This window comes from Halomonas sp. ALS9 (assembly GCF_001651035.1).
Classification (GTDB): Bacteria; Pseudomonadota; Gammaproteobacteria; order Pseudomonadales; family Halomonadaceae; genus Vreelandella.
In genome coordinates, this window is sequence record NZ_LXRG01000098.1 from 102,974 (window position 1) to 119,507 (window position 16,534).

Below are 16,534 nucleotides of genomic sequence, written 5' to 3' on the forward strand. Positions count from 1 at the left end.
AGTGCCTGAGTGAACGCGAACGGCTTACATCACGTCCAGTAGCGATAATTGACGCATCGCTTCTTGGCCTTCAGGGGTGTGGTCGGCCACTTCCAGCACTTTGCGAAAACCCCGCGAAGACTGGATGGTGGCCTCGTCCTCCAGCCACATATGGGCTTGATCCAGCGTATCGGCTAGCTGATGCTTTAGGCCGCCAAACTGGGTGCCGATTTGGCCCCAGGCGCGACTGAAAATCCAGTCACCAAACATATCCTGGTGAATATGAACCAACACATAGTCATGGTTGGTTTCCCAGCGTACGATCACAACATTCTCCTTAGATAGCCTTTAAAAGATAGTCCTTAAAAAATAGCCTTTAAACACGCCTGCCCATCAGCCGTCGCGGGCGTATTGTAAAGCCCGGATACCCAAACGCCTATGAAACTTGTCATCGACGCCAATATCCCCGCTGCCGAACGCTGCTTTGGTCATTTCGGTACGCTTACCCGTGTGGCGGGGCGGGAGATAAACGCTGCCCACCTAGAGGATACGGATGCGCTGATTGTGCGCTCTATTACCCAAGTCAATGAGCAACTGCTCATCAATAGCCCCGTACGCTTTATTGGCAGTTGCACCATCGGTACGGATCATGTCGATCAGGCAGCGCTCGCTAAACGCGATATCACCTTCGCTAGCGCCCCCGGGTGCAATGCCGAAGCGGTAGTCGATTATGTATTAAGCAGCCTGCTAACGCTGGCAGAGCGCGATGGCTGGAAGCTTGGCGAGCGCACTGTGGGGATTGTAGGAGCAGGCAATGTGGGCGGTCGACTGCAGTCACGGCTAACCGCCATGGGCGTAGCTACGCTTGCCTGTGACCTGCCTCGGGCTGAAGAGGAGGGGCAGGGAGGGTTTCACCCTCTAGACGTCCTGATCGAGCGCTGTGACGTACTCTGTCTGCATACACCGCTGACCCGCGAAGGCCCGCACGTGACTTATCAGCTACTCAATGCCCAGCGTATTGAAGAGCTGGCGCCGGGCAGCGTGTTACTGAATGCCGGACGGGGCGACTGCGTGGATGGCATGGCGCTGCGCAGTCGCCTGGCGAGTAAAGGTGATATCAGTGCCATATTGGATGTGTGGGAAGAGGAGCCCGATATCGACGCAGGCCTGCGCGATCTGGTCTCGTTGGCAACGCCGCATATTGCCGGGCATAGCCTGGACGGCAAGCTGCGCGGCACCTGGATGATTCAGCAGGCGCTGGCCCGCCACTGCGACCAGCCTAGCGAGCTAACCTTTGCCGATATTTGCCCACCGCCCGCGTTAGCGTCGCTACATTTGCAGCACGCACTCCCCCCGGAAGACGCCCTGCGGCTCTGCATGAGAGCGGTGTATGACGTACGCCGCGACCACGATGCGCTACAACGCCAAACACTGCATCACGGCATGCGCAAAGGCTTTGATGACTGCCGCGCCAACTACCCGCTGCGGCGTGAATTTGCCACGCTCACCGTGCACCTGTCAGGGGAAGCGCTAGAGCTGGAGGCTTTATTGCGTGGGGCAGGATTTAATGTGAAGGGAGGGTAATCAGTGATCCATTGCGGCTTCGTCTCCATTCCAGAGCAGCATGTGCTGAGCAGCGTTAGGATTGGTCGTAATGGCCTCCAATGGCGAAGATGTAAATAGACTTGTCGTCGAACCGATATATCAAGCGGTCTTTCTGCGATATGCGCCTTGACCATAAGCCTGTCAGGTTATGATTAAGGGGCTCAGGTTTGCCGATGCCAACTGAGGGATCTTCTGATCGGAGCATCTCTTTCAGCAGTCTGCAAAGCGCCTTGTGCAGCTTCTTATCCGTCTCGCGCATCTTTTCATACGCTTTCCAAGTACGCCCTTCAAATACCAGTGATCTCATTCATCTGCTCATCAGTAGGGGTGTACCCTTGACCTTGGTTGTGAGTATTGAGGGAAGCGGCAATTTGTTGCATCAGATCCTGGCTCTGAAGAACATGTAGCGTTTCTTGCTCTCTTTCCCAGTCTTCAGCACTCATCACCACAAATGCTTCCCCGGCCCTGCGAGTGACCTTGAGTGTCTCGTGTCGGCTAACGACTTCTTCAACAACGCTCTTTAGATTATCTCTAAACTTATTGACACTAATGGTGTCCATGACGCCACCTTTATGTACGGCATTTTCGTACGATTATAAAGTGTGTGCTCTCATAAAGCCAAGCACGGCAACGTTTTTCTGCGTTCCAGGTTCTTTCTACCAAGCAAGCCGCCCCGTGATAGAGGGGGCGGCTTATGAGGTGGCACTTACTGCCGGTAAGCGGCTTCTTTCAGCGCGCGAATGCGCTCATCCAGTGGCGGGTGGCTGGCAAACATTTTCTCTACCAGCGAGCGCGTTTGGCCTTTGGTGATGGCCATGGCGCGTAGCGTATCGGGCATTTGGTCGGGCATTTCTGTTTCAGTTTTCAAGCGAGCCAACGCACTAACCATCGCATTGGTGCCTGCTAACCGCGCACCCGCCTCATCGGCTCGGTATTCGCGGTAGCGCGAGAACCAGGCAACGATCGCTGATGCCAGAATGCCGAACACAACCTCGGCCACAATCACGACGGCGAAGTAGCCCATAAAGCCTAAACCACCTTCGCCACCGCTGCGGCTTTTCAGGAAATTATCGACTAAGTGCGCCACCACGCGAGCAAAGAACATCACGAAAGTGTTCACCACGCCTTGAATCAGCGCCAGGGTGACCATATCGCCGTTAGCTACGTGGCCAATCTCGTGGGCCAGCACCGCACGGACTTCTTCCGGGCGCATACGGTTGAGTAGGCCCGCCGAAACGGCCACCAGTGCATCATCCTTGTTCCAACCGGTGGCAAAAGCATTGGACTGCTGGGCCGGGAAGATACCCACTTCCGGCGTTTTGATACCCGCCTCCCGAGAGAGCTCGGCGACCGTGTCCAGCAACCACTGTTCTGTTGAGTTGGAGGGCGTCTCAATAATCACCGTGCCGGTGCTGCGCTTGGCCATCCATTTGGAAATGAACAGCGAGATAATCGAGCCCGCCATGCCGAAGATAAAGCAGAAAATCAGCAGGCTGGTGAAGTTGATGCCATGGCCGCGCAGATAGCCCTCTACGCCCAGCAGGCGCAGAGTAATACTGGCGACCAACAAAACCGCTATATTGGTGCCTAAAAACAGCAGAATTCGCATCATGGTGCAGGTTCTCCCCTAAGGTTCATCGAAGCATTGCTAGATTAATGGCTTAGATACGTGCTGTTCATGGCAGTTTCAAGGCATGGCGGTGTCAATGAGCTGGTTTAATGTAAGTGCTACTGCCGATAGCGAGACAGGAAATTGGCAAAGCGGTCAAGTGCATCGCCAAGCTGGTCGGCCCAGGGCAGCGTCACAATGCGCACATGATCCGGCTCTGGCCAGTTAAAGGCCGTACCCTGCACCAGCAGTATTTTTTCCTGCAGCAGCAGATCCAGCACCATTTGCTGATCATCTTTGATATTGAACACTTTAGGGTCGAGGCGCGGAAACGCGTAGAGGGCGCCTTTGGGCTTCACGCAGGAAACCCCGGGGATCGCGTTCAGTTTCTCCACCGTGATATCGCGCTGGGCCAGCAGCCGCCCACCGGGCAGGATCAAATCATTGATCGATTGATAGCCCCCCAGCGCTGTTTGAATCGCGTGCTGGGCGGGTACGTTGGCGCACAGCCGCATAGAGGCCAGCATATTCAGCCCCTGGATATAGTCCTGAGCGTTTAGCTTGGCCAGCGTGCCGGAAATGATCATCCAGCCCGAGCGGAAGCCGGCGCAGCGGTAGCTCTTGGAGAGGCCATTCATGGTAATCACTAACTGGTCATCGTCCGCCAGCGCGCCGGTGGCGGTGTGCTCAACGCCGTCATATAGAATCTTGTCGTAGATCTCGTCTGAGAACACCACCAGGTTGTGCTGCTTGGCGATCGCCAACACCTCTTTCACCACGGCAGGCGGATACACCGCGCCGGTGGGATTATTGGGGTTGATCAGCACAATGGCGCGGGTATGGCTGGTGATCTTGGCACGGATGTCCGCCATGTCGGGCGTCCAGTCGGCCTGCTCGTCGCAGAGGTAGTGCACTGCGTGACCGCCGGAGAGGTGAGCGGCGGCGGTCCAGAGCGGGTAGTCCGGCGCGGGGATCAGTACTTCATCGCCGTCGTTGAGCAGCGCCTGCATGGCCATCACAATCAGCTCAGAAACGCCGTTGCCGATGAAGATATCCTCAACCCCCACCCCTGGAATCTGCTTGCGCTGGCACTCCTGCATAATCGCCTTGCGGGCAGAGTAGAGGCCCTTGGAGTCGCAGTAGCCTTGAGCCGTGGGCAGGTTGCGCATCACATCCTGGAGAATCTCTTCCGGTGCCTCAAAGCCAAACGGCGCGGGGTTGCCGATGTTCAGCTTGAGAATGCGCTGACCTTCCTCTTCCAGGCGCTTGGCATGGTCGAGTACCGGGCCGCGAATGTCGTAGCAGACATTGTGCAGCTTATGAGATTTCTTCAGCGGTTGTGATTCGTGCGACTGCGGGGTATCCATGAGGTGTCTATCCAAAAGTGGCGAGGGGCCCAAAAGTGTCCAAAAGCATGCGTTTAAAAACCAGAGTTTAAAAACCAGTGCCCACAGGCCATCATCGGCGATAGGGCTATTAGGCCATTATGCGTCGGGAAGTACCTGATTGTCTTCGTCGTTTTGCACGGGCGGCGGGGGAATGTCAGCGGGGGTTTCCAATGTTAGCCTGCCCAGTTTGCCATCGCGTAGTTCGTGAAGCAGTACTTCCGCGCCGCGATGCATATCCACCGCGCCGCCGGGGCGCAGGCCGCCACGGCGTGCGGCAATATCTTTTAAAATGGCATTGCCATCAAAGCCAGCAATGGCAAGAAAATCGGGCTTTTTGGGGCCATCGGCATCAATGTCGTGGGGGATGTCCGGCGCCGCGTAAGGCGGCAGCTCTTTGAGCTTATAACGCTCGGTGAGCGCTTCGGGGTAGCGTTTGGCTAGCTCCGCGCTGGTCACAATCGCCACATCGGTATATTCGATGGCGGTATCGCGAATGGCTCCGGTGGCGGCGAGGCGGTAGGCGCTGGCCTGGTCTTCAATTTTGGGCCACAGTACACCAGGGGTGTCGGTAAGCGCGACACGCCCATCAATGCGCACCTTTTGCTGGCGCTTGGTCACCGCTGGCTCGTTACCGGTTTTGGCAATTTTTCGCCCAGCCAAACCATTAATTAGCGTGGATTTTCCTACGTTGGGAATGCCCATCACCATCACGCGCACATCGCGGTCGGCGCGCACGGCACCGGCCAGCTCATGGCACAGCTTGGGAATCTGCTTGAGCTCGCGGGTGTTGGTGGTCGTGATCGCCAGGGCGCGCATATTCTCTTGGGCATCAAAGTAAGCAACCCATTCGGCTGTCCGCTCGGGGTCGGCAAGATCGGCGCGGGAGAGAATTTTCAGTACCGGCTTGTGACGCGTTAGCACGGCCAGCATCGGATTAGCGCTGGAGTAGGGCAGACGGGCATCGAGCACCTCGATCACGACGTCAATTTCAGGCAGCACCTCCTGAATCTGGCGGCGGGCCTTGTTCATATGTCCTGGAAACCAGCCGAGCATGGGTCTCTCCTGCAAGTACAAAAATAACGGCACAAAAAAAGCGGGCGATCATTCTAGCAGATGACGCCCGCCTTGCCGGGTTTCCTTGCGAGGATTTAGCGGCGATTACTCGTCAGGATGAAATTCCAGTGACACAGAGTTAATGCAGTAGCGTAAGCCGGTGGTCTCCGGTGGCCCATCGGGGAAGACATGGCCCAAGTGGGCATCGCAGTGAGAGCAAACGACTTCGGTGCGCTGCATACCGTGCGTGGTATCAGTATGCTCCTCCACACAGCGGGTGCCCAGCGGCCGGTCGAAGCTTGGCCAACCGCAGCCAGCGTCAAACTTATGCTCGTTTTCAAACAGCGGCGCATGGCAGCAGACACAGTGGTAGATACCCTGCGCATCGCGCACCTGATAGTCGCCGGTGAAAGGCCGCTCTGTCCCTTTCTCGCGCGCCACGCGGTACTGCTCTGGGGTTAGCTGCTGTTGCCATTCGTCGGGGGATTTTTCTATTTTCGCCATGGGGTTCTCCTTTCCCTCTGGTTTCAATCATTCAGAGGCTTATTGGACAGACTAGCTTATCACTTGTTTAAGAGACAGCTAGCTATCTGTCCAAGTTCAGCATATGGGAAAGCCCAATTTTCACGCAGTGCAAACAGTTGCGGTCTTATTAAATGCTTGCCGCTCCACCGTTGCTGCGCGGGTCGTGGGCGCTCTCTATTAAGCCATCCGGGTGGTGCACGATGCCGCCCGCATGGCCCATAGTGTCGCTGAACGCCTCAGGAAGTACTTCCACGTCGTGGCCCGCTGACGCCAATGCGGCGACCAGCGCGTCGTCAAAGCGTGCTTCGAGTTTCAAGTTGGTGCTGGTTTCTCCCCAGGTGCGTCCCAGCAGCCAACGCGGCGCAGTGATTGCTTGTTGCAACGGCATGCCGTGCAGTGCGTAGCGCGAAAAAATCGCCGCCTGGGTTTGCGGCTGGCCTTCACCACCCATGGTGCCGTAGACCATGGTGCGACCATCATTAAATTTGGCCAGCGCCGGATTCAAAGTGTGGAAGGGTTTACGGCCTGGGGCTAAGCCGCGCAGGTCATTGGGATTAAGCGAGAAGCTGATGCCGCGGTTTTGCCACAGCACGCCGCTTTCCGATAGCACCACGCCGCTGCCGAATTCCCAGTAGATGCTCTGTATAAAGCTCACCGAACGGCCTTCGCTGTCCACGGTGCCCATCCAAATCGTGTCGCCAGGGGCGGGTTCGTGAGGCCAGGGCAGGGCGTGCTGCGGGTCAACTTTTGCCGCCTCAGCACTGATACTTTCTTCGCTGAGCAATTCTTGAAGCGGGGTAGGCACGCGTCTGGGGTCAGTGACGTTTTGATCGCGCAGGATAAAGGCGCGCTTGGTGGCTTCGATTAGCCCATGAAGGTGATCAAAACCGTTCGGCTCGGCGGCTTTTAAACGCTCATAGATGCCCAGAATCATTAATGAGGCCATGCCTTGGGTTGGAGCGGGCAGGTTATACAGCGTGGCATCTTGTAGCGTTACTTCCAGCGGCGTAACTCGCTGGGCGCGGTAATCATGAAAGTCAACTAAACGCAGTGGGCTGCCGACTGCTTCCAAGTCTTTCGCCATGCTAGCGGCCAGTTCGCCGCGATAGAAATCGTCTAATCCGGCTTCCGCCAAGCGCTTGAGGGTAGCCGCTAAACGTGGCTGGCGCAGCCGCTCACCTTCTCGAGGCACCTGGCCGTTAAGCAGCAGGGAATCACTAAAACCAGGGCTTTGAGACAGGCGCTCAACGTGTTTGGCGGTGAGTGCTTCCTGGCTTTGCGTGACTGAAATACCCGCTTCGGCATGATGAATCGCGTCGGCCAGCAGCGTGGTGAGAGGCAACTGCTTACCCCATGCTGATGCCACGTTCAGCGCTTCATGCCAGCCGCCAATGGTACCGGCCATGGTCAGAGCAGCTTTAGGGCCGCGCTCGGGGATCTGCGTTTCACCGGCGTAGAAATCCGCGCTGGCTAAGCCCGCCGCTGGGCCGCATGCATCGATAGCGACCGGCGTTTTACCCGGCTCATGAATTAACCAGAAACCGTCGCCACCCAGGGCGTTCATATGCGGATAAACCACCGCAATGGCCGCGGCAGCGGCAACCATGGCTTCCACCGCGTTACCGCCCTGTTTAAGCACATCGCGACCGGCGCTGGCGGCCAGGTGATGAGGGGCGACACAGCTGCCACCGTAACTACGTTGAGTGTGAAGCATATCCAGAAACCTTTTTTAATTGTGATTACCAGCCAATGGCGTTCGGCAGCCAAGTGGCAATACTGGGAAAGATAAACACCAGCGCCACGGCCAGAAACTGTAAGCCGATAAACGGCAGTGCGCCTTTGTAAATATCCAGCGTCGAGACTTCTTTCGGTGCCACGCCCTTGAGGAAAAACAGCGACCAGCCAAAGGGAGGGGTGAGAAACGAGGTTTGCAGCACCAGCCCGACTAAAATCCCCAGCCACACCATATCAACGCCCATCTGCACGAAGAACGGCAGAAACAGTGGTAGGGCAATATAGCTGATCTCGATCCACTCCAAAAAGAAGCCCAAGACAAACATTAGTAGCAGCATAAACAACAGCGCGCCTAGCTCACCACCGGGCACCCAGTCGAACATGCGGGCCACCAAGTGCTCTCCACCCAAGCCACGAAATGCCAGGCCAAACACTTGGGCGCTGATCAAAATAAAAAACACCATCGCCGAGATCACCAGCGTGGCTTTGGCAACCTCTTTGAGTAGTGCAAAGGTTAATCGCCCGGAGCAAGCCACAATGACTAACGCCCCCAGTGCGCCCATGGAGGCCGCCTCGGTAGGCGCCGCAATACCACCAATAATCGAGCCCAACACCGCAAACACCAAGCCCACTGGTGGGCCCACTACAGTAATGACTTTGTGAACCAGCTGGCGCCGTCCCATATCCGCGCGCTCTTCAGCTGGAATGGGTGGCATCAGGTGGGGGTAGAGTTTGGCGATAATCAGAATGGCAATAATATACACCGCCGCTAGCGTCAGCCCCGGCACCATGGCCGCAGCGAACATCGTGCCGACCGATTCACCCAGAATTTCAGCGAGTAGGATTAGCACCAGGCTGGGTGGGATAATTTGTCCCAAGGTGCCGGAGGCGCAGATCATGCCGGTGGCCAAGGTTTTGGGGTAGCCGCGGCGGAGTAGCGTGGGTAGGGTGAGCAGGCCCAGGGTGACGATCGTAGCGCCAACAATGCCCGTAGCGGCGCCTAACAGCACGCCAACTAAAATAATCGCCACACCCATGCCGCCTGAAATGCCGCCAAACAAGTGGCCGATCACATCAATCAGCTCTTCGGCCAGCTTCGACTTCTCCAGCATTACCCCCATAAAAACAAACAGCGGTATGGCCATAAAGGTGTAGTTGGTCACTACGCCGTAAATACGCGATGGCAGCAGGTTAAACAGCATCGGGCCGAAGCCAATATAGCCAAAGAAAAAAGCGGTAGCCGCGATGCTGATACCCACAGGGATACCAATCAGCAGAAACACGAAAAAAGCCACGATCATACCGATCGCTAGCCATTCATTGGGAGACATGCGTTATTCACCTCGTGAGGGTAGGGCGAACGCCTGACGCAGCGCGTGGGCCAACCCTTGCAGCGCAAGAAGGACGAAACCAAACGGAATCAGCGATTTGAGCAGCCAGCGCAGCGGCAGGCCGCCGGGGTTGGGTGACGCCTCACCACGAGCGAACGACTGGGCGATCCAGGGCAGCGTCAGCCAGGCGATATATAGCCCCATGACCAGCAGTAAGAGCCCGCCGATTACCTCAATCACTCGCTGCAGGCCCGCGGGGAATCGCTCATAGAAAACGTCCACACGTACCTGCTCGCCCGCCAATAACAGATACGACATACCAAACAACGCGATAGGCGAGATTAAGTGCCATTGCAACTCCTGCAGCCATACCGCGCCAATGCTAAACGCATAGCGCATCAATACGTCGCTAGCGACTAATCCGACTAATACCACGCAAGTCCAGGCGGCGATCCAGCCAAATAGCCGAACCACCGCCTCAACGCCGTGGACAAAACATGCCACGGTGCGCATATCAGACTCCGATAATGTCGTTTAACCAAGCGCGTTCACTGGCACCTGCCCAGCGGTCATGATTGGCTTTAAACGCCATATAGCTATCGTGCACTTTGCGCACCAGCGGGTCGGCGTTGGCTTCGCTGGAAAGCGTGTCCATGGTGGCTTCGCGCAGCGCATCAATCACAGGTTGTGGCAGCATGCTGGCGGTTACGCCTTCGTTCTCGACCAGGTCGGTCATGGCTTCACCGTTAACCGCTTCAGACCAGGTCACGCTTTCTAAACAGGCGGCCATGCAGGCACTTTTCACAATCATCTGCAGGTCTTCGGGCAGGCTGTCCCAGTGGGATTTAGAGATCAGTAGTTCGCCAGTGGTGGCAGGCTCATGCCAACCGGTGGTGTGGTAGAACTTGGCGGCGTTGTGTAGCCCCATTCGGCGATCTTGGAAGGGGCCCACAAATTCGGCGGCATCAATAACACCTCGCTCCAGCGCGGGGAAGATTTCGCCACCGGGCAATACCCGGGCATCTACGCCAAGCGAAGAGTAAACCTGACCGGCCAAGCCAGGAACGCGCATACGCAGGCCGTTGAGTTGGCTAATATCTTCAATCGGTTCGCGGAACCAGCCAGTCATTTGCACGCCGGTATTATTTAGCGGGAAGGCCACCATGCCGTAGGGTTCATACACTTCTTGCCAAAGCTCCAAGCCGCCGCCGTGATAAAGCCACGCCATATGGCCCATAAAGCTCATGCCAAACGGCACGGTAGTGAAGTATTGGGCAGCAAAGGTAGTGCCTGACCAGAAGTAGCTATTGGCGGCGTTCATTTCGATTGTGCCGCTTTGAACGGCTTCGAAGCCTTCAAAAGCCGGAATCAGTTCGCCGGATGAGAAGTGCTGGATATTGAGCCGTCCGCCTGACATGGCGTTAATTTTGGCGATCACATCAGTAGGGCTGCCAGGGCCTTCCACATAAAACGGTGATCCAGGTGGATAAGCATTGGTCATACGCCAGTTAAAGCTCTCGGCGGACTGCGCACGGGCAATAGAGGGGGCTCCCAATACAAGGCCCGCGGTGGAGGAAACAGCAGCTGTAGTGAGAAACTTGCGGCGGGATAAGGACATAACACACCTCATTCATGGGGAATTGGTCAGCAAGGGAACACAATGAGGTAGCAAGGGGTGTGCCATAAAAATCGATTTTATTTTAAATAAAAGATTTTTAAGGGTTTTGTCGGTCTTTAAGGTAAGGGCTAAGTATAAGAAAAATAACTGTTTGCACCGTTATGGCGCCTAATGAGTGCGCTAGGCACTCTCAGTGTGCATGCTGACATCGTAGAAGTTGGACTGTGAGGTAGGTGATTGAAAGCGGGTCAGTTAGCTTGGCGATGGCAGGGTGCTTGACAGCTCAATAAGGTCTGAGTAACATACGCGCCACCTCGACGAGGCAATGCAACGTCCCATTCGTCTAGTGGTCTAGGACACCGCCCTTTCACGGCGGTAACAGGGGTTCGAACCCCCTATGGGACGCCACTTATTCTTTATAGAGCTAGAGTAAGAGGTCGTCAGGGGTATCGGAATGCGGGAATAGCTCAGTGGTAGAGCATCGCCTTGCCAAGGCGAGGGTCGGGAGTTCGAATCTCCTTTCCCGCTCCAAGTGCTTGAAGTACTTACAGTGTCCCATTCGTCTAGTGGTCTAGGACACCGCCCTTTCACGGCGGTAACAGGGGTTCGAACCCCCTATGGGACGCCACTTCCGATAGTTTAGGTAAGATCAAAGCAAGAGTTCTACAAGCGGGAATAGCTCAGTGGTAGAGCATCGCCTTGCCAAGGCGAGGGTCGGGAGTTCGAATCTCCTTTCCCGCTCCAGTTTTAGGTGTCGGATTAAGTTATTATCCTGCTCCAACCAGTCCCATTCGTCTAGTGGCCTAGGACACCGCCCTTTCACGGCGGTAACAGGGGTTCGAACCCCCTATGGGACGCCATTTAGTAGCGCTAGTAGGTTGTTTACGTTGCGGGAATAGCTCAGTGGTAGAGCATCGCCTTGCCAAGGCGAGGGTCGGGAGTTCGAATCTCCTTTCCCGCTCCAAGTAAGCAAGATTAGATGGCTATGCAATGGTCGGGAGCTGGAACGCCAGCCCGGTCGAATCTCCTTTCCCGCTCCATGTAAACAAGATCAGTTAGTTCTGCAATTTCCCTGCTCCAAGCTCCTAAAAGTTTAGTCTCCCCTTTATTTCAAAGACGTGCCGGCTGATTGCTGAGCATCACTATCTGCGTGTCTGACACACGGTGGCCTTGCTCACCTTGAAAAAAGTCGTTTGCGCCCTAATGTTTCAACTTCTCTTCTTATTTTGCTGACAGGACATTTTCATGGCCGAACCGGCATTGTCGATCCGTGGCCTTACCAAAGTGTATGGCAACGGCTTTCAGGCGCTCAAAGGTATTGATCTCGACGTCCAACAGGGCGATTTTTTTGCTTTGTTAGGCCCCAATGGTGCCGGTAAATCCACCACCTTGGGGGTGGTGTGCTCACTGGTGCAAAAGACGGCGGGCAAGGTCACCATATTTGGCATTGATGTGGATAAAGACTTCGCCAAGGCCAAATACCAGTTGGGCGTGGTGCCGCAAGAGTTCAACTTCAACCAGTTTGAGAAAGTGCTCGACATCGTGCTGGCGCAGGCGGGCTATTACGGTATGACCAGTCGCGAGGCCTTGCCTCGGGCTAAACAGCTGCTGACTGATCTGGGCCTATGGGAAAAACGCAACGGCAGCGCGCGCATGCTCTCCGGCGGCATGAAGCGCCGCCTGATGATCGCTCGGGCGCTGATGCATCGCCCCAAACTGCTGATTCTCGATGAGCCAACTGCCGGGGTGGATATCGAACTGCGGCGCAGTATGTGGGAATACATGCGGCGGATTAACCAAGACGAAGGCACCACCATCATCCTCACCACTCACTACCTGGAAGAGGCCGAGAGCCTGTGCCGCAATGTGGCGATTATCAATAATGGCGATATTGTGCGTAATACCAGCGTGCGGGAGCTTCTGGCAGAGCTTGATACCGAGACCTTCCTGATTGATTTGGCTGAGCCAGTTGCAGAAGTACCCCAGATCGAAGGGTTTGAGTTGCATCAGTTGGAGCCTACCCAGCTTTCACTGCTGGTTCATCGCGGCCAGCGCTTGAACGATGTCTTCAATGCGTTGAGCGAGCAGGGCATTCAGGTGGTTTCCATGCGTAACCGAGCCAATCGCTTAGAGGAGATGTTTGTGTCGATGGTGGAGGGTAGTGGCCAAGGGGCGATAGACCAGCGCGTTGAGAAGAAGGAGGAGCGCGTATGAATGCCATGCAGACGCTGATCGCCCTATGGACGCTGGTGCTAAAAGAGATCAAGCGCTTTACCCGAATCTGGCCACAAACGCTGCTGCCACCTTCGATCACCATGGCGATGTACTTCATCATCTTCGGCAATCTCATTGGTTCACGGATTGGTGACATGGACGGCTTCAGCTACATGGACTTTATCGTCCCTGGGCTGATCATGATGTCGGTGATTACCAACAGCTACTCCAACGTGGCGTCGAGTTTCTTCTCAAACAAGTTCCAGCGTTCGATCGAAGAGATGATGGTGTCGCCCATGCCCAACTGGGTGATTCTATCCGGCTTTATTTTAGGCGGCATGGCCCGTGGTTTGGGGGTGGGGCTGATTGTGACCGTTGTTTCGCTATTTTTTACCCGCCTAACCATGGAGCATCCGCTGCTCACGGTATTGGTCGTAGTGCTGACGTCTGCGCTTTTCTCCATTGGCGGCTTTATCAATGCCTTGCTGGCCAATAAGTTCGACGATATTTCTATCGTGCCGACGTTTATTCTCACGCCGCTGACCTATTTGGGTGGGGTGTTTTACTCTATCTCGATGCTACCCGACTTCTGGCAAGGCGTTTCCATGCTCAATCCGATCTTGTACATGGTGAACGTCTTCCGCTACGGCTTTCTGGGAGTCTCGGATATCCCCGTAATTTGGGCGCTTGCCGCCATTTTTGCTTTCATCATCGTGCTGTTTGTGGCGGCGCTAATGATGCTGGAGCGCGGTAAAGGCATTCGTAGCTAACCCATAACGGTATTAAGCAGAGAGCAGCAAGCAATGACACATCGCCCCGACACCTTAGAACACGCGCCATTAGGGCGCGAATCCGCCTACCCTGAGCAGTATGACGCGGAGCTTCTCTATCCGATTCCCCGTGCGGCCAACCGATCGCCGCTGGGGATTGAAGAGGGCGCCTTGCCGTTCGTGGGAGAAGACGAATGGCACGCCTTTGAAGTCTCATGGCTGAACAGCCGAGGTAAGCCTATTGTTGCCGTAGCACGCTTTCGCTTGCCGGCAGTCTCACCCAACCTGATTGAGTCCAAATCCTGGAAGCTCTATCTCAATAGCTTCAACCAAACCCGTTTCTATACTCGTCAGGAAGTGATGGAAACGCTTGCCAATGACCTCGCGGTTGCGGCAGGGGCGGAGGTGAGCGTTGAGTTGTTTGATGTGGATGCCCCAGAGCTTTCAGCGCAGCACTTGCCTGGCGAATGCTTGGACGATTTAGATATCGCAGTAAGCGATTACACGCCTAGCAGCGCCCATCTTACGGTGGGTGAACAGGTAGTTGAAGAAACGCTTTACTCCCACCTGCTGAAATCTAACTGCCCCGTTACCGGCCAGCCGGACTGGGGCAGCGTGCTGATTCGTTATAAAGGGCCCAAAATCGACCGCGAAGGGCTGCTGCGCTACCTGATTGGGTTTCGTCAGCACCAGGATTTTCACGAACACTGCGTTGAACATATCTTTACCGACATAATGGCCCAGGCAAAGCCCACGCAACTGCTGGTGCTGGCGCGCTACGTGCGCCGCGGCGGGTTGGATATCAGCCCCTGGCGCGCAACGCCCGGGCTAACGCCGCCCACCCCGCTGCGCCTGACAAGGCAGTAAACGGTAATGTTGTGAATGACGGTGCTACAGTAGCCTCACACGATTGGATTTGGAGTCATTAATGGACGCACTCACGCTGCTTCACGAACGTAGCTCAATGGGCAAGCTGATGGAGCCAGCGCCCAGCGGCGAACAACTTACCGCCATTTATCAGGCCGCGCTACGAGCGCCCGACCATAAAGAGCTGCGTCCCTGGCGCTTTATCGAGTTCAGCGGGGAAGGGCGTGAGCGGCTAGGCGAGCTATTTGCCGAGGCGGAGTTTCAGGAGGATCCCAGCGCCGACGACGAAACGCTCAACTCAGCGCGCAAAAAACCGCTGCGGGCGCCGATGATTATCGCTGTGATCGCCAAGGTGACACCCGAACTCGAAAAAGTACCCAAAATAGAGCAGGTGATCTCCGCTGGGTGCGCCGCCCACGGCATTCTACTGGCTGCTCACGCGCTAGGCCTAGGCGCTATGTGGCGCAGCGGGAAGTATGCTTTCGACCCCGTGGTTCGCAAAGGGCTGAGCCTGGATGAGGATGACGAAGTCGTCGCGTTTATCTACCTGGGCACCTTAGGGGGCCGCCACAAGCCCGTACCCCAGCATAACGTTGCTGACTTTGTTGAGCGTTGGGACTAGGTATGAATCTGCCCCGCCAGCCAGGCATACCCCACCCCCGTTTACCGCTGCCAGAAGGCCAGCCGGAAGACCTGGCCGCCTTTCAACAGTGGTTGAGTGAAGCCATACCCATGGTGAGCGCGCTAGGCATTAACGATGTGACGCGCCAGGACGATTCGCTAACCTGGCAGTTAGCGTTATCGCCTAACCTTAACGACAAGGGTACGGGCTTTGGCGGTGCGCTCACGGCGCAGACTACGCTGCAAGGCTGGTGCTGGCTTACGCTCTGGCTGCGCGAGCGGGGCATTGCACGGGATGTCGTGGTTGCCGAGGCTAGCCAGCGTTTTCTAGCGCCGGTAACGGGTGACTACCGCTTGGTGTGCACGCCAGCTCTACCAGAAGGCCCCGCGCAGCTTGCCAACAAGCTCGCAGAGCGCGGTCAAGGGCGTATAGCGCTAACCCAACGGCTCTACTGTGGTGAGACACTCTGCCTGGAAGCCAACGGCAGTTATGCGGTGTTGCCGTCACGCTAACCGAATGGGTAATCGGCCTGAAAAGGCTTGCTATTTCGAGGCTTAGCCAATAGTATATGCGCCGTTCTGTCACGAAAGGTTCAGCCTTTCAACAGCGACAAAACGCGGAGGGGTGTCCGAGTGGTCGAAGGAGCACGCCTGGAAAGTGTGTAAGCCGCAAGGCTTCGAGGGTTCGAATCCCTCCCCCTCCGCCACAGAATTTAAAAAGCCCGCTGAGTGATTGAACTGACCCCATAAACTTGGACAGTGAACAACTAAGCGGCCAAGGCCTGATTCCGGTACTGCACCGGACTCAGGCCTTTTAGTTTGGTCTTAATACGCTCGTGGTTGTAGTAATGGATATAGTGCCGGATGCCCGCCTGTAATTGCTCAATGGTGTCAAAGCTGTTCAGGTAAAAATATTCTGACTTCAGCGTTCCAAAGAAGCTCTCCATCGCGGCATTATCTAGACAATTCCCCTTGCGTGACATGCTCTGGGTCACGCCCTGCTCGGCGAGCTTGCGCCTGTAAGCGGGCATCTGATATTGCCAGCCTTGATCGGAATGCAGTAGCGGCGCGTCTTGATCGGTCAGCTTGGCCAAGGCTTTTTTCAGCATTCCCCCGACTAACGAGAACGCCGGCCGTTTCTGCATTGAGTAGGACACGATTTCCCCATTGTAGAGATCCATCACGGGAGACAGGTAGAGCTTTTCGCCTCGGACATTGAA

18 protein-coding genes and 7 tRNA genes are annotated in these 16,534 nt (G+C 55.9%); 13 read left to right on the top strand and 12 right to left on the bottom strand.

What is annotated here, in order from left to right; all coding sequences use genetic code 11:
• Nucleotides 1–24: 24 nt before the first annotated feature.
• On the bottom strand, nt 25–306 hold the full coding sequence (locus A6R74_RS07625) for a hypothetical protein (protein ID WP_064233941.1): 282 nt from the start codon (nt 304–306) through the stop codon (nt 25–27).
• Between the two features lie 111 nt (nt 307–417).
• Between A6R74_RS07625 and pdxB the strand changes: the two genes are divergently transcribed.
• The gene (gene pdxB, locus A6R74_RS07630) at nt 418–1,563 is read left to right on the top strand and encodes a 4-phosphoerythronate dehydrogenase PdxB (RefSeq protein ID WP_064233942.1); all 1,146 of its coding nucleotides are present in this window, start codon (nt 418–420) and stop codon (nt 1,561–1,563) included.
• Nucleotides 1,564–1,618: 55 nt separating this feature from the next.
• On the opposite strand, the gene A6R74_RS07635 is transcribed toward pdxB, so the two are convergent.
• The 10 genes from A6R74_RS07635 to A6R74_RS07680 form a co-directional block, all read right to left on the bottom strand.
• Nucleotides 1,619–1,891, bottom strand: a complete 273-nt coding sequence (locus tag A6R74_RS07635) for a Txe/YoeB family addiction module toxin (RefSeq protein ID WP_064233943.1) — start codon at nt 1,889–1,891, stop codon at nt 1,619–1,621.
• Entirely contained in the window at nt 1,872–2,144 is a 273-nt protein-coding gene (locus A6R74_RS07640; RefSeq protein WP_064233944.1) for a type II toxin-antitoxin system Phd/YefM family antitoxin, read from the bottom strand. Before A6R74_RS07640 ends, A6R74_RS07635 begins: the two co-directional genes overlap by 20 nt.
• 146 nt (nt 2,145–2,290) lie before the next feature.
• On the bottom strand, nt 2,291–3,196 hold the full coding sequence (htpX, locus tag A6R74_RS07645) for a protease HtpX (protein ID WP_064233945.1): 906 nt from the start codon (nt 3,194–3,196) through the stop codon (nt 2,291–2,293).
• Between the two features lie 116 nt (nt 3,197–3,312).
• Entirely contained in the window at nt 3,313–4,560 is a 1,248-nt protein-coding gene (locus A6R74_RS07650; RefSeq protein ID WP_064233946.1) for a pyridoxal phosphate-dependent aminotransferase, read from the bottom strand.
• 117 nt (nt 4,561–4,677) lie between these two features.
• Complete coding sequence (ylqF, locus tag A6R74_RS07655; protein ID WP_064233947.1) at nt 4,678–5,634, bottom strand: ribosome biogenesis GTPase YlqF; 957 nt, start codon at nt 5,632–5,634, stop codon at nt 4,678–4,680.
• A 105-nt stretch (nt 5,635–5,739) separates the two neighbouring features.
• Nucleotides 5,740–6,138 carry a peptide-methionine (R)-S-oxide reductase MsrB gene (msrB, locus tag A6R74_RS07660; RefSeq protein WP_064233948.1) on the bottom strand — a complete coding sequence of 133 codons (399 nt, stop codon included), beginning with the start codon at nt 6,136–6,138 and terminating at the stop codon, nt 5,740–5,742.
• 148 nt (nt 6,139–6,286) lie between these two features.
• Nucleotides 6,287–7,873, bottom strand: a complete 1,587-nt coding sequence (locus A6R74_RS07665; RefSeq protein WP_064233949.1) for a gamma-glutamyltransferase family protein — start codon at nt 7,871–7,873, stop codon at nt 6,287–6,289.
• A gap of 25 nt (nt 7,874–7,898) precedes the next feature.
• The gene (locus tag A6R74_RS07670; RefSeq protein ID WP_064233950.1) at nt 7,899–9,224 is read right to left on the bottom strand and encodes a TRAP transporter large permease; all 1,326 of its coding nucleotides are present in this window, start codon (nt 9,222–9,224) and stop codon (nt 7,899–7,901) included.
• A 3-nt stretch (nt 9,225–9,227) separates the two neighbouring features.
• Nucleotides 9,228–9,737 (bottom strand): TRAP transporter small permease subunit, encoded by a 510-nt coding sequence (locus A6R74_RS07675; protein ID WP_064233951.1) that lies wholly within the window; start codon nt 9,735–9,737, stop codon nt 9,228–9,230.
• 1 nt (nt 9,738) lies between these two features.
• Entirely contained in the window at nt 9,739–10,842 is a 1,104-nt protein-coding gene (locus A6R74_RS07680) for a TRAP transporter substrate-binding protein (protein WP_064233952.1), read from the bottom strand.
• A gap of 332 nt (nt 10,843–11,174) precedes the next feature.
• Here A6R74_RS07680 and A6R74_RS07685 point away from each other — a divergent pair.
• From A6R74_RS07685 to A6R74_RS07740, 12 genes are all read left to right on the top strand, one after another.
• Nucleotides 11,175–11,250 (top strand) — tRNA-Glu (locus tag A6R74_RS07685).
• A gap of 48 nt (nt 11,251–11,298) precedes the next feature.
• Nucleotides 11,299–11,373: transfer RNA gene (locus A6R74_RS07690), tRNA-Gly, on the top strand.
• Between the two features lie 21 nt (nt 11,374–11,394).
• A tRNA-Glu gene (locus tag A6R74_RS07695) sits at nt 11,395–11,470 on the top strand.
• A 41-nt stretch (nt 11,471–11,511) separates the two neighbouring features.
• Nucleotides 11,512–11,586, top strand: a tRNA-Gly gene (locus A6R74_RS07700).
• A gap of 40 nt (nt 11,587–11,626) precedes the next feature.
• A tRNA-Glu gene (locus A6R74_RS07705) sits at nt 11,627–11,702 on the top strand.
• Between the two features lie 29 nt (nt 11,703–11,731).
• Nucleotides 11,732–11,806: transfer RNA gene (locus tag A6R74_RS07710), tRNA-Gly, on the top strand.
• Between the two features lie 281 nt (nt 11,807–12,087).
• Nucleotides 12,088–13,056 (top strand): ABC transporter ATP-binding protein, encoded by a 969-nt coding sequence (locus A6R74_RS07715; RefSeq protein WP_064233953.1) that lies wholly within the window; start codon nt 12,088–12,090, stop codon nt 13,054–13,056.
• Nucleotides 13,053–13,826, top strand: coding sequence for an ABC transporter permease (locus tag A6R74_RS07720; protein ID WP_064233954.1), 774 nt, complete (start codon nt 13,053–13,055; stop codon nt 13,824–13,826). Before A6R74_RS07715 ends, A6R74_RS07720 begins: the two co-directional genes overlap by 4 nt.
• Before the next feature lie 33 nt (nt 13,827–13,859).
• A complete protein-coding gene (queF, locus tag A6R74_RS07725; RefSeq protein ID WP_064233955.1) occupies nt 13,860–14,693 on the top strand; it encodes an NADPH-dependent 7-cyano-7-deazaguanine reductase QueF in 834 nt (277 codons plus the stop codon).
• A gap of 61 nt (nt 14,694–14,754) precedes the next feature.
• On the top strand, nt 14,755–15,315 hold the full coding sequence (locus A6R74_RS07730; protein ID WP_064233956.1) for a nitroreductase family protein: 561 nt from the start codon (nt 14,755–14,757) through the stop codon (nt 15,313–15,315).
• 2 nt (nt 15,316–15,317) lie between these two features.
• Nucleotides 15,318–15,827 carry a YiiD C-terminal domain-containing protein gene (locus tag A6R74_RS07735; protein WP_064233957.1) on the top strand — a complete coding sequence of 170 codons (510 nt, stop codon included), beginning with the start codon at nt 15,318–15,320 and terminating at the stop codon, nt 15,825–15,827.
• 106 nt (nt 15,828–15,933) lie between these two features.
• Nucleotides 15,934–16,021: transfer RNA gene (locus A6R74_RS07740), tRNA-Ser, on the top strand.
• Nucleotides 16,022–16,081: 60 nt separating this feature from the next.
• On the opposite strand, the gene A6R74_RS07745 is transcribed toward A6R74_RS07740, so the two are convergent.
• The coding region (locus tag A6R74_RS07745; protein WP_121499365.1) for an IS3 family transposase at nt 16,082–16,534 on the bottom strand (453 nt) is incomplete at its 5' end.

Bases quoted from the DNA above. Each gene is read 5' to 3' on its own strand.
- pdxB (WP_064233942.1), top strand. From the start codon at position 418: ATGAAACTTGTCATCGACGCCAATATCCCCGCTGCCGAACGCTGCTTT.
- A6R74_RS07635 (WP_064233943.1), bottom strand. From the start codon at position 1,891: ATGAGATCACTGGTATTTGAAGGGCGTACTTGGAAAGCGTATGAAAAG.
- A6R74_RS07640 (WP_064233944.1), bottom strand. From the start codon at position 2,144: ATGGACACCATTAGTGTCAATAAGTTTAGAGATAATCTAAAGAGCGTT.
- htpX (WP_064233945.1), bottom strand. From the start codon at position 3,196: ATGATGCGAATTCTGCTGTTTTTAGGCACCAATATAGCGGTTTTGTTG.
- A6R74_RS07650 (WP_064233946.1), bottom strand. From the start codon at position 4,560: ATGGATACCCCGCAGTCGCACGAATCACAACCGCTGAAGAAATCTCAT.
- ylqF (WP_064233947.1), bottom strand. From the start codon at position 5,634: ATGCTCGGCTGGTTTCCAGGACATATGAACAAGGCCCGCCGCCAGATT.
- msrB (WP_064233948.1), bottom strand. From the start codon at position 6,138: ATGGCGAAAATAGAAAAATCCCCCGACGAATGGCAACAGCAGCTAACC.
- A6R74_RS07665 (WP_064233949.1), bottom strand. From the start codon at position 7,873: ATGCTTCACACTCAACGTAGTTACGGTGGCAGCTGTGTCGCCCCTCAT.
- A6R74_RS07670 (WP_064233950.1), bottom strand. From the start codon at position 9,224: ATGTCTCCCAATGAATGGCTAGCGATCGGTATGATCGTGGCTTTTTTC.
- A6R74_RS07675 (WP_064233951.1), bottom strand. From the start codon at position 9,737: ATGCGCACCGTGGCATGTTTTGTCCACGGCGTTGAGGCGGTGGTTCGG.
- A6R74_RS07680 (WP_064233952.1), bottom strand. From the start codon at position 10,842: ATGTCCTTATCCCGCCGCAAGTTTCTCACTACAGCTGCTGTTTCCTCC.
- A6R74_RS07715 (WP_064233953.1), top strand. From the start codon at position 12,088: ATGGCCGAACCGGCATTGTCGATCCGTGGCCTTACCAAAGTGTATGGC.
- A6R74_RS07720 (WP_064233954.1), top strand. From the start codon at position 13,053: ATGAATGCCATGCAGACGCTGATCGCCCTATGGACGCTGGTGCTAAAA.
- queF (WP_064233955.1), top strand. From the start codon at position 13,860: ATGACACATCGCCCCGACACCTTAGAACACGCGCCATTAGGGCGCGAA.
- A6R74_RS07730 (WP_064233956.1), top strand. From the start codon at position 14,755: ATGGACGCACTCACGCTGCTTCACGAACGTAGCTCAATGGGCAAGCTG.
- A6R74_RS07735 (WP_064233957.1), top strand. From the start codon at position 15,318: ATGAATCTGCCCCGCCAGCCAGGCATACCCCACCCCCGTTTACCGCTG.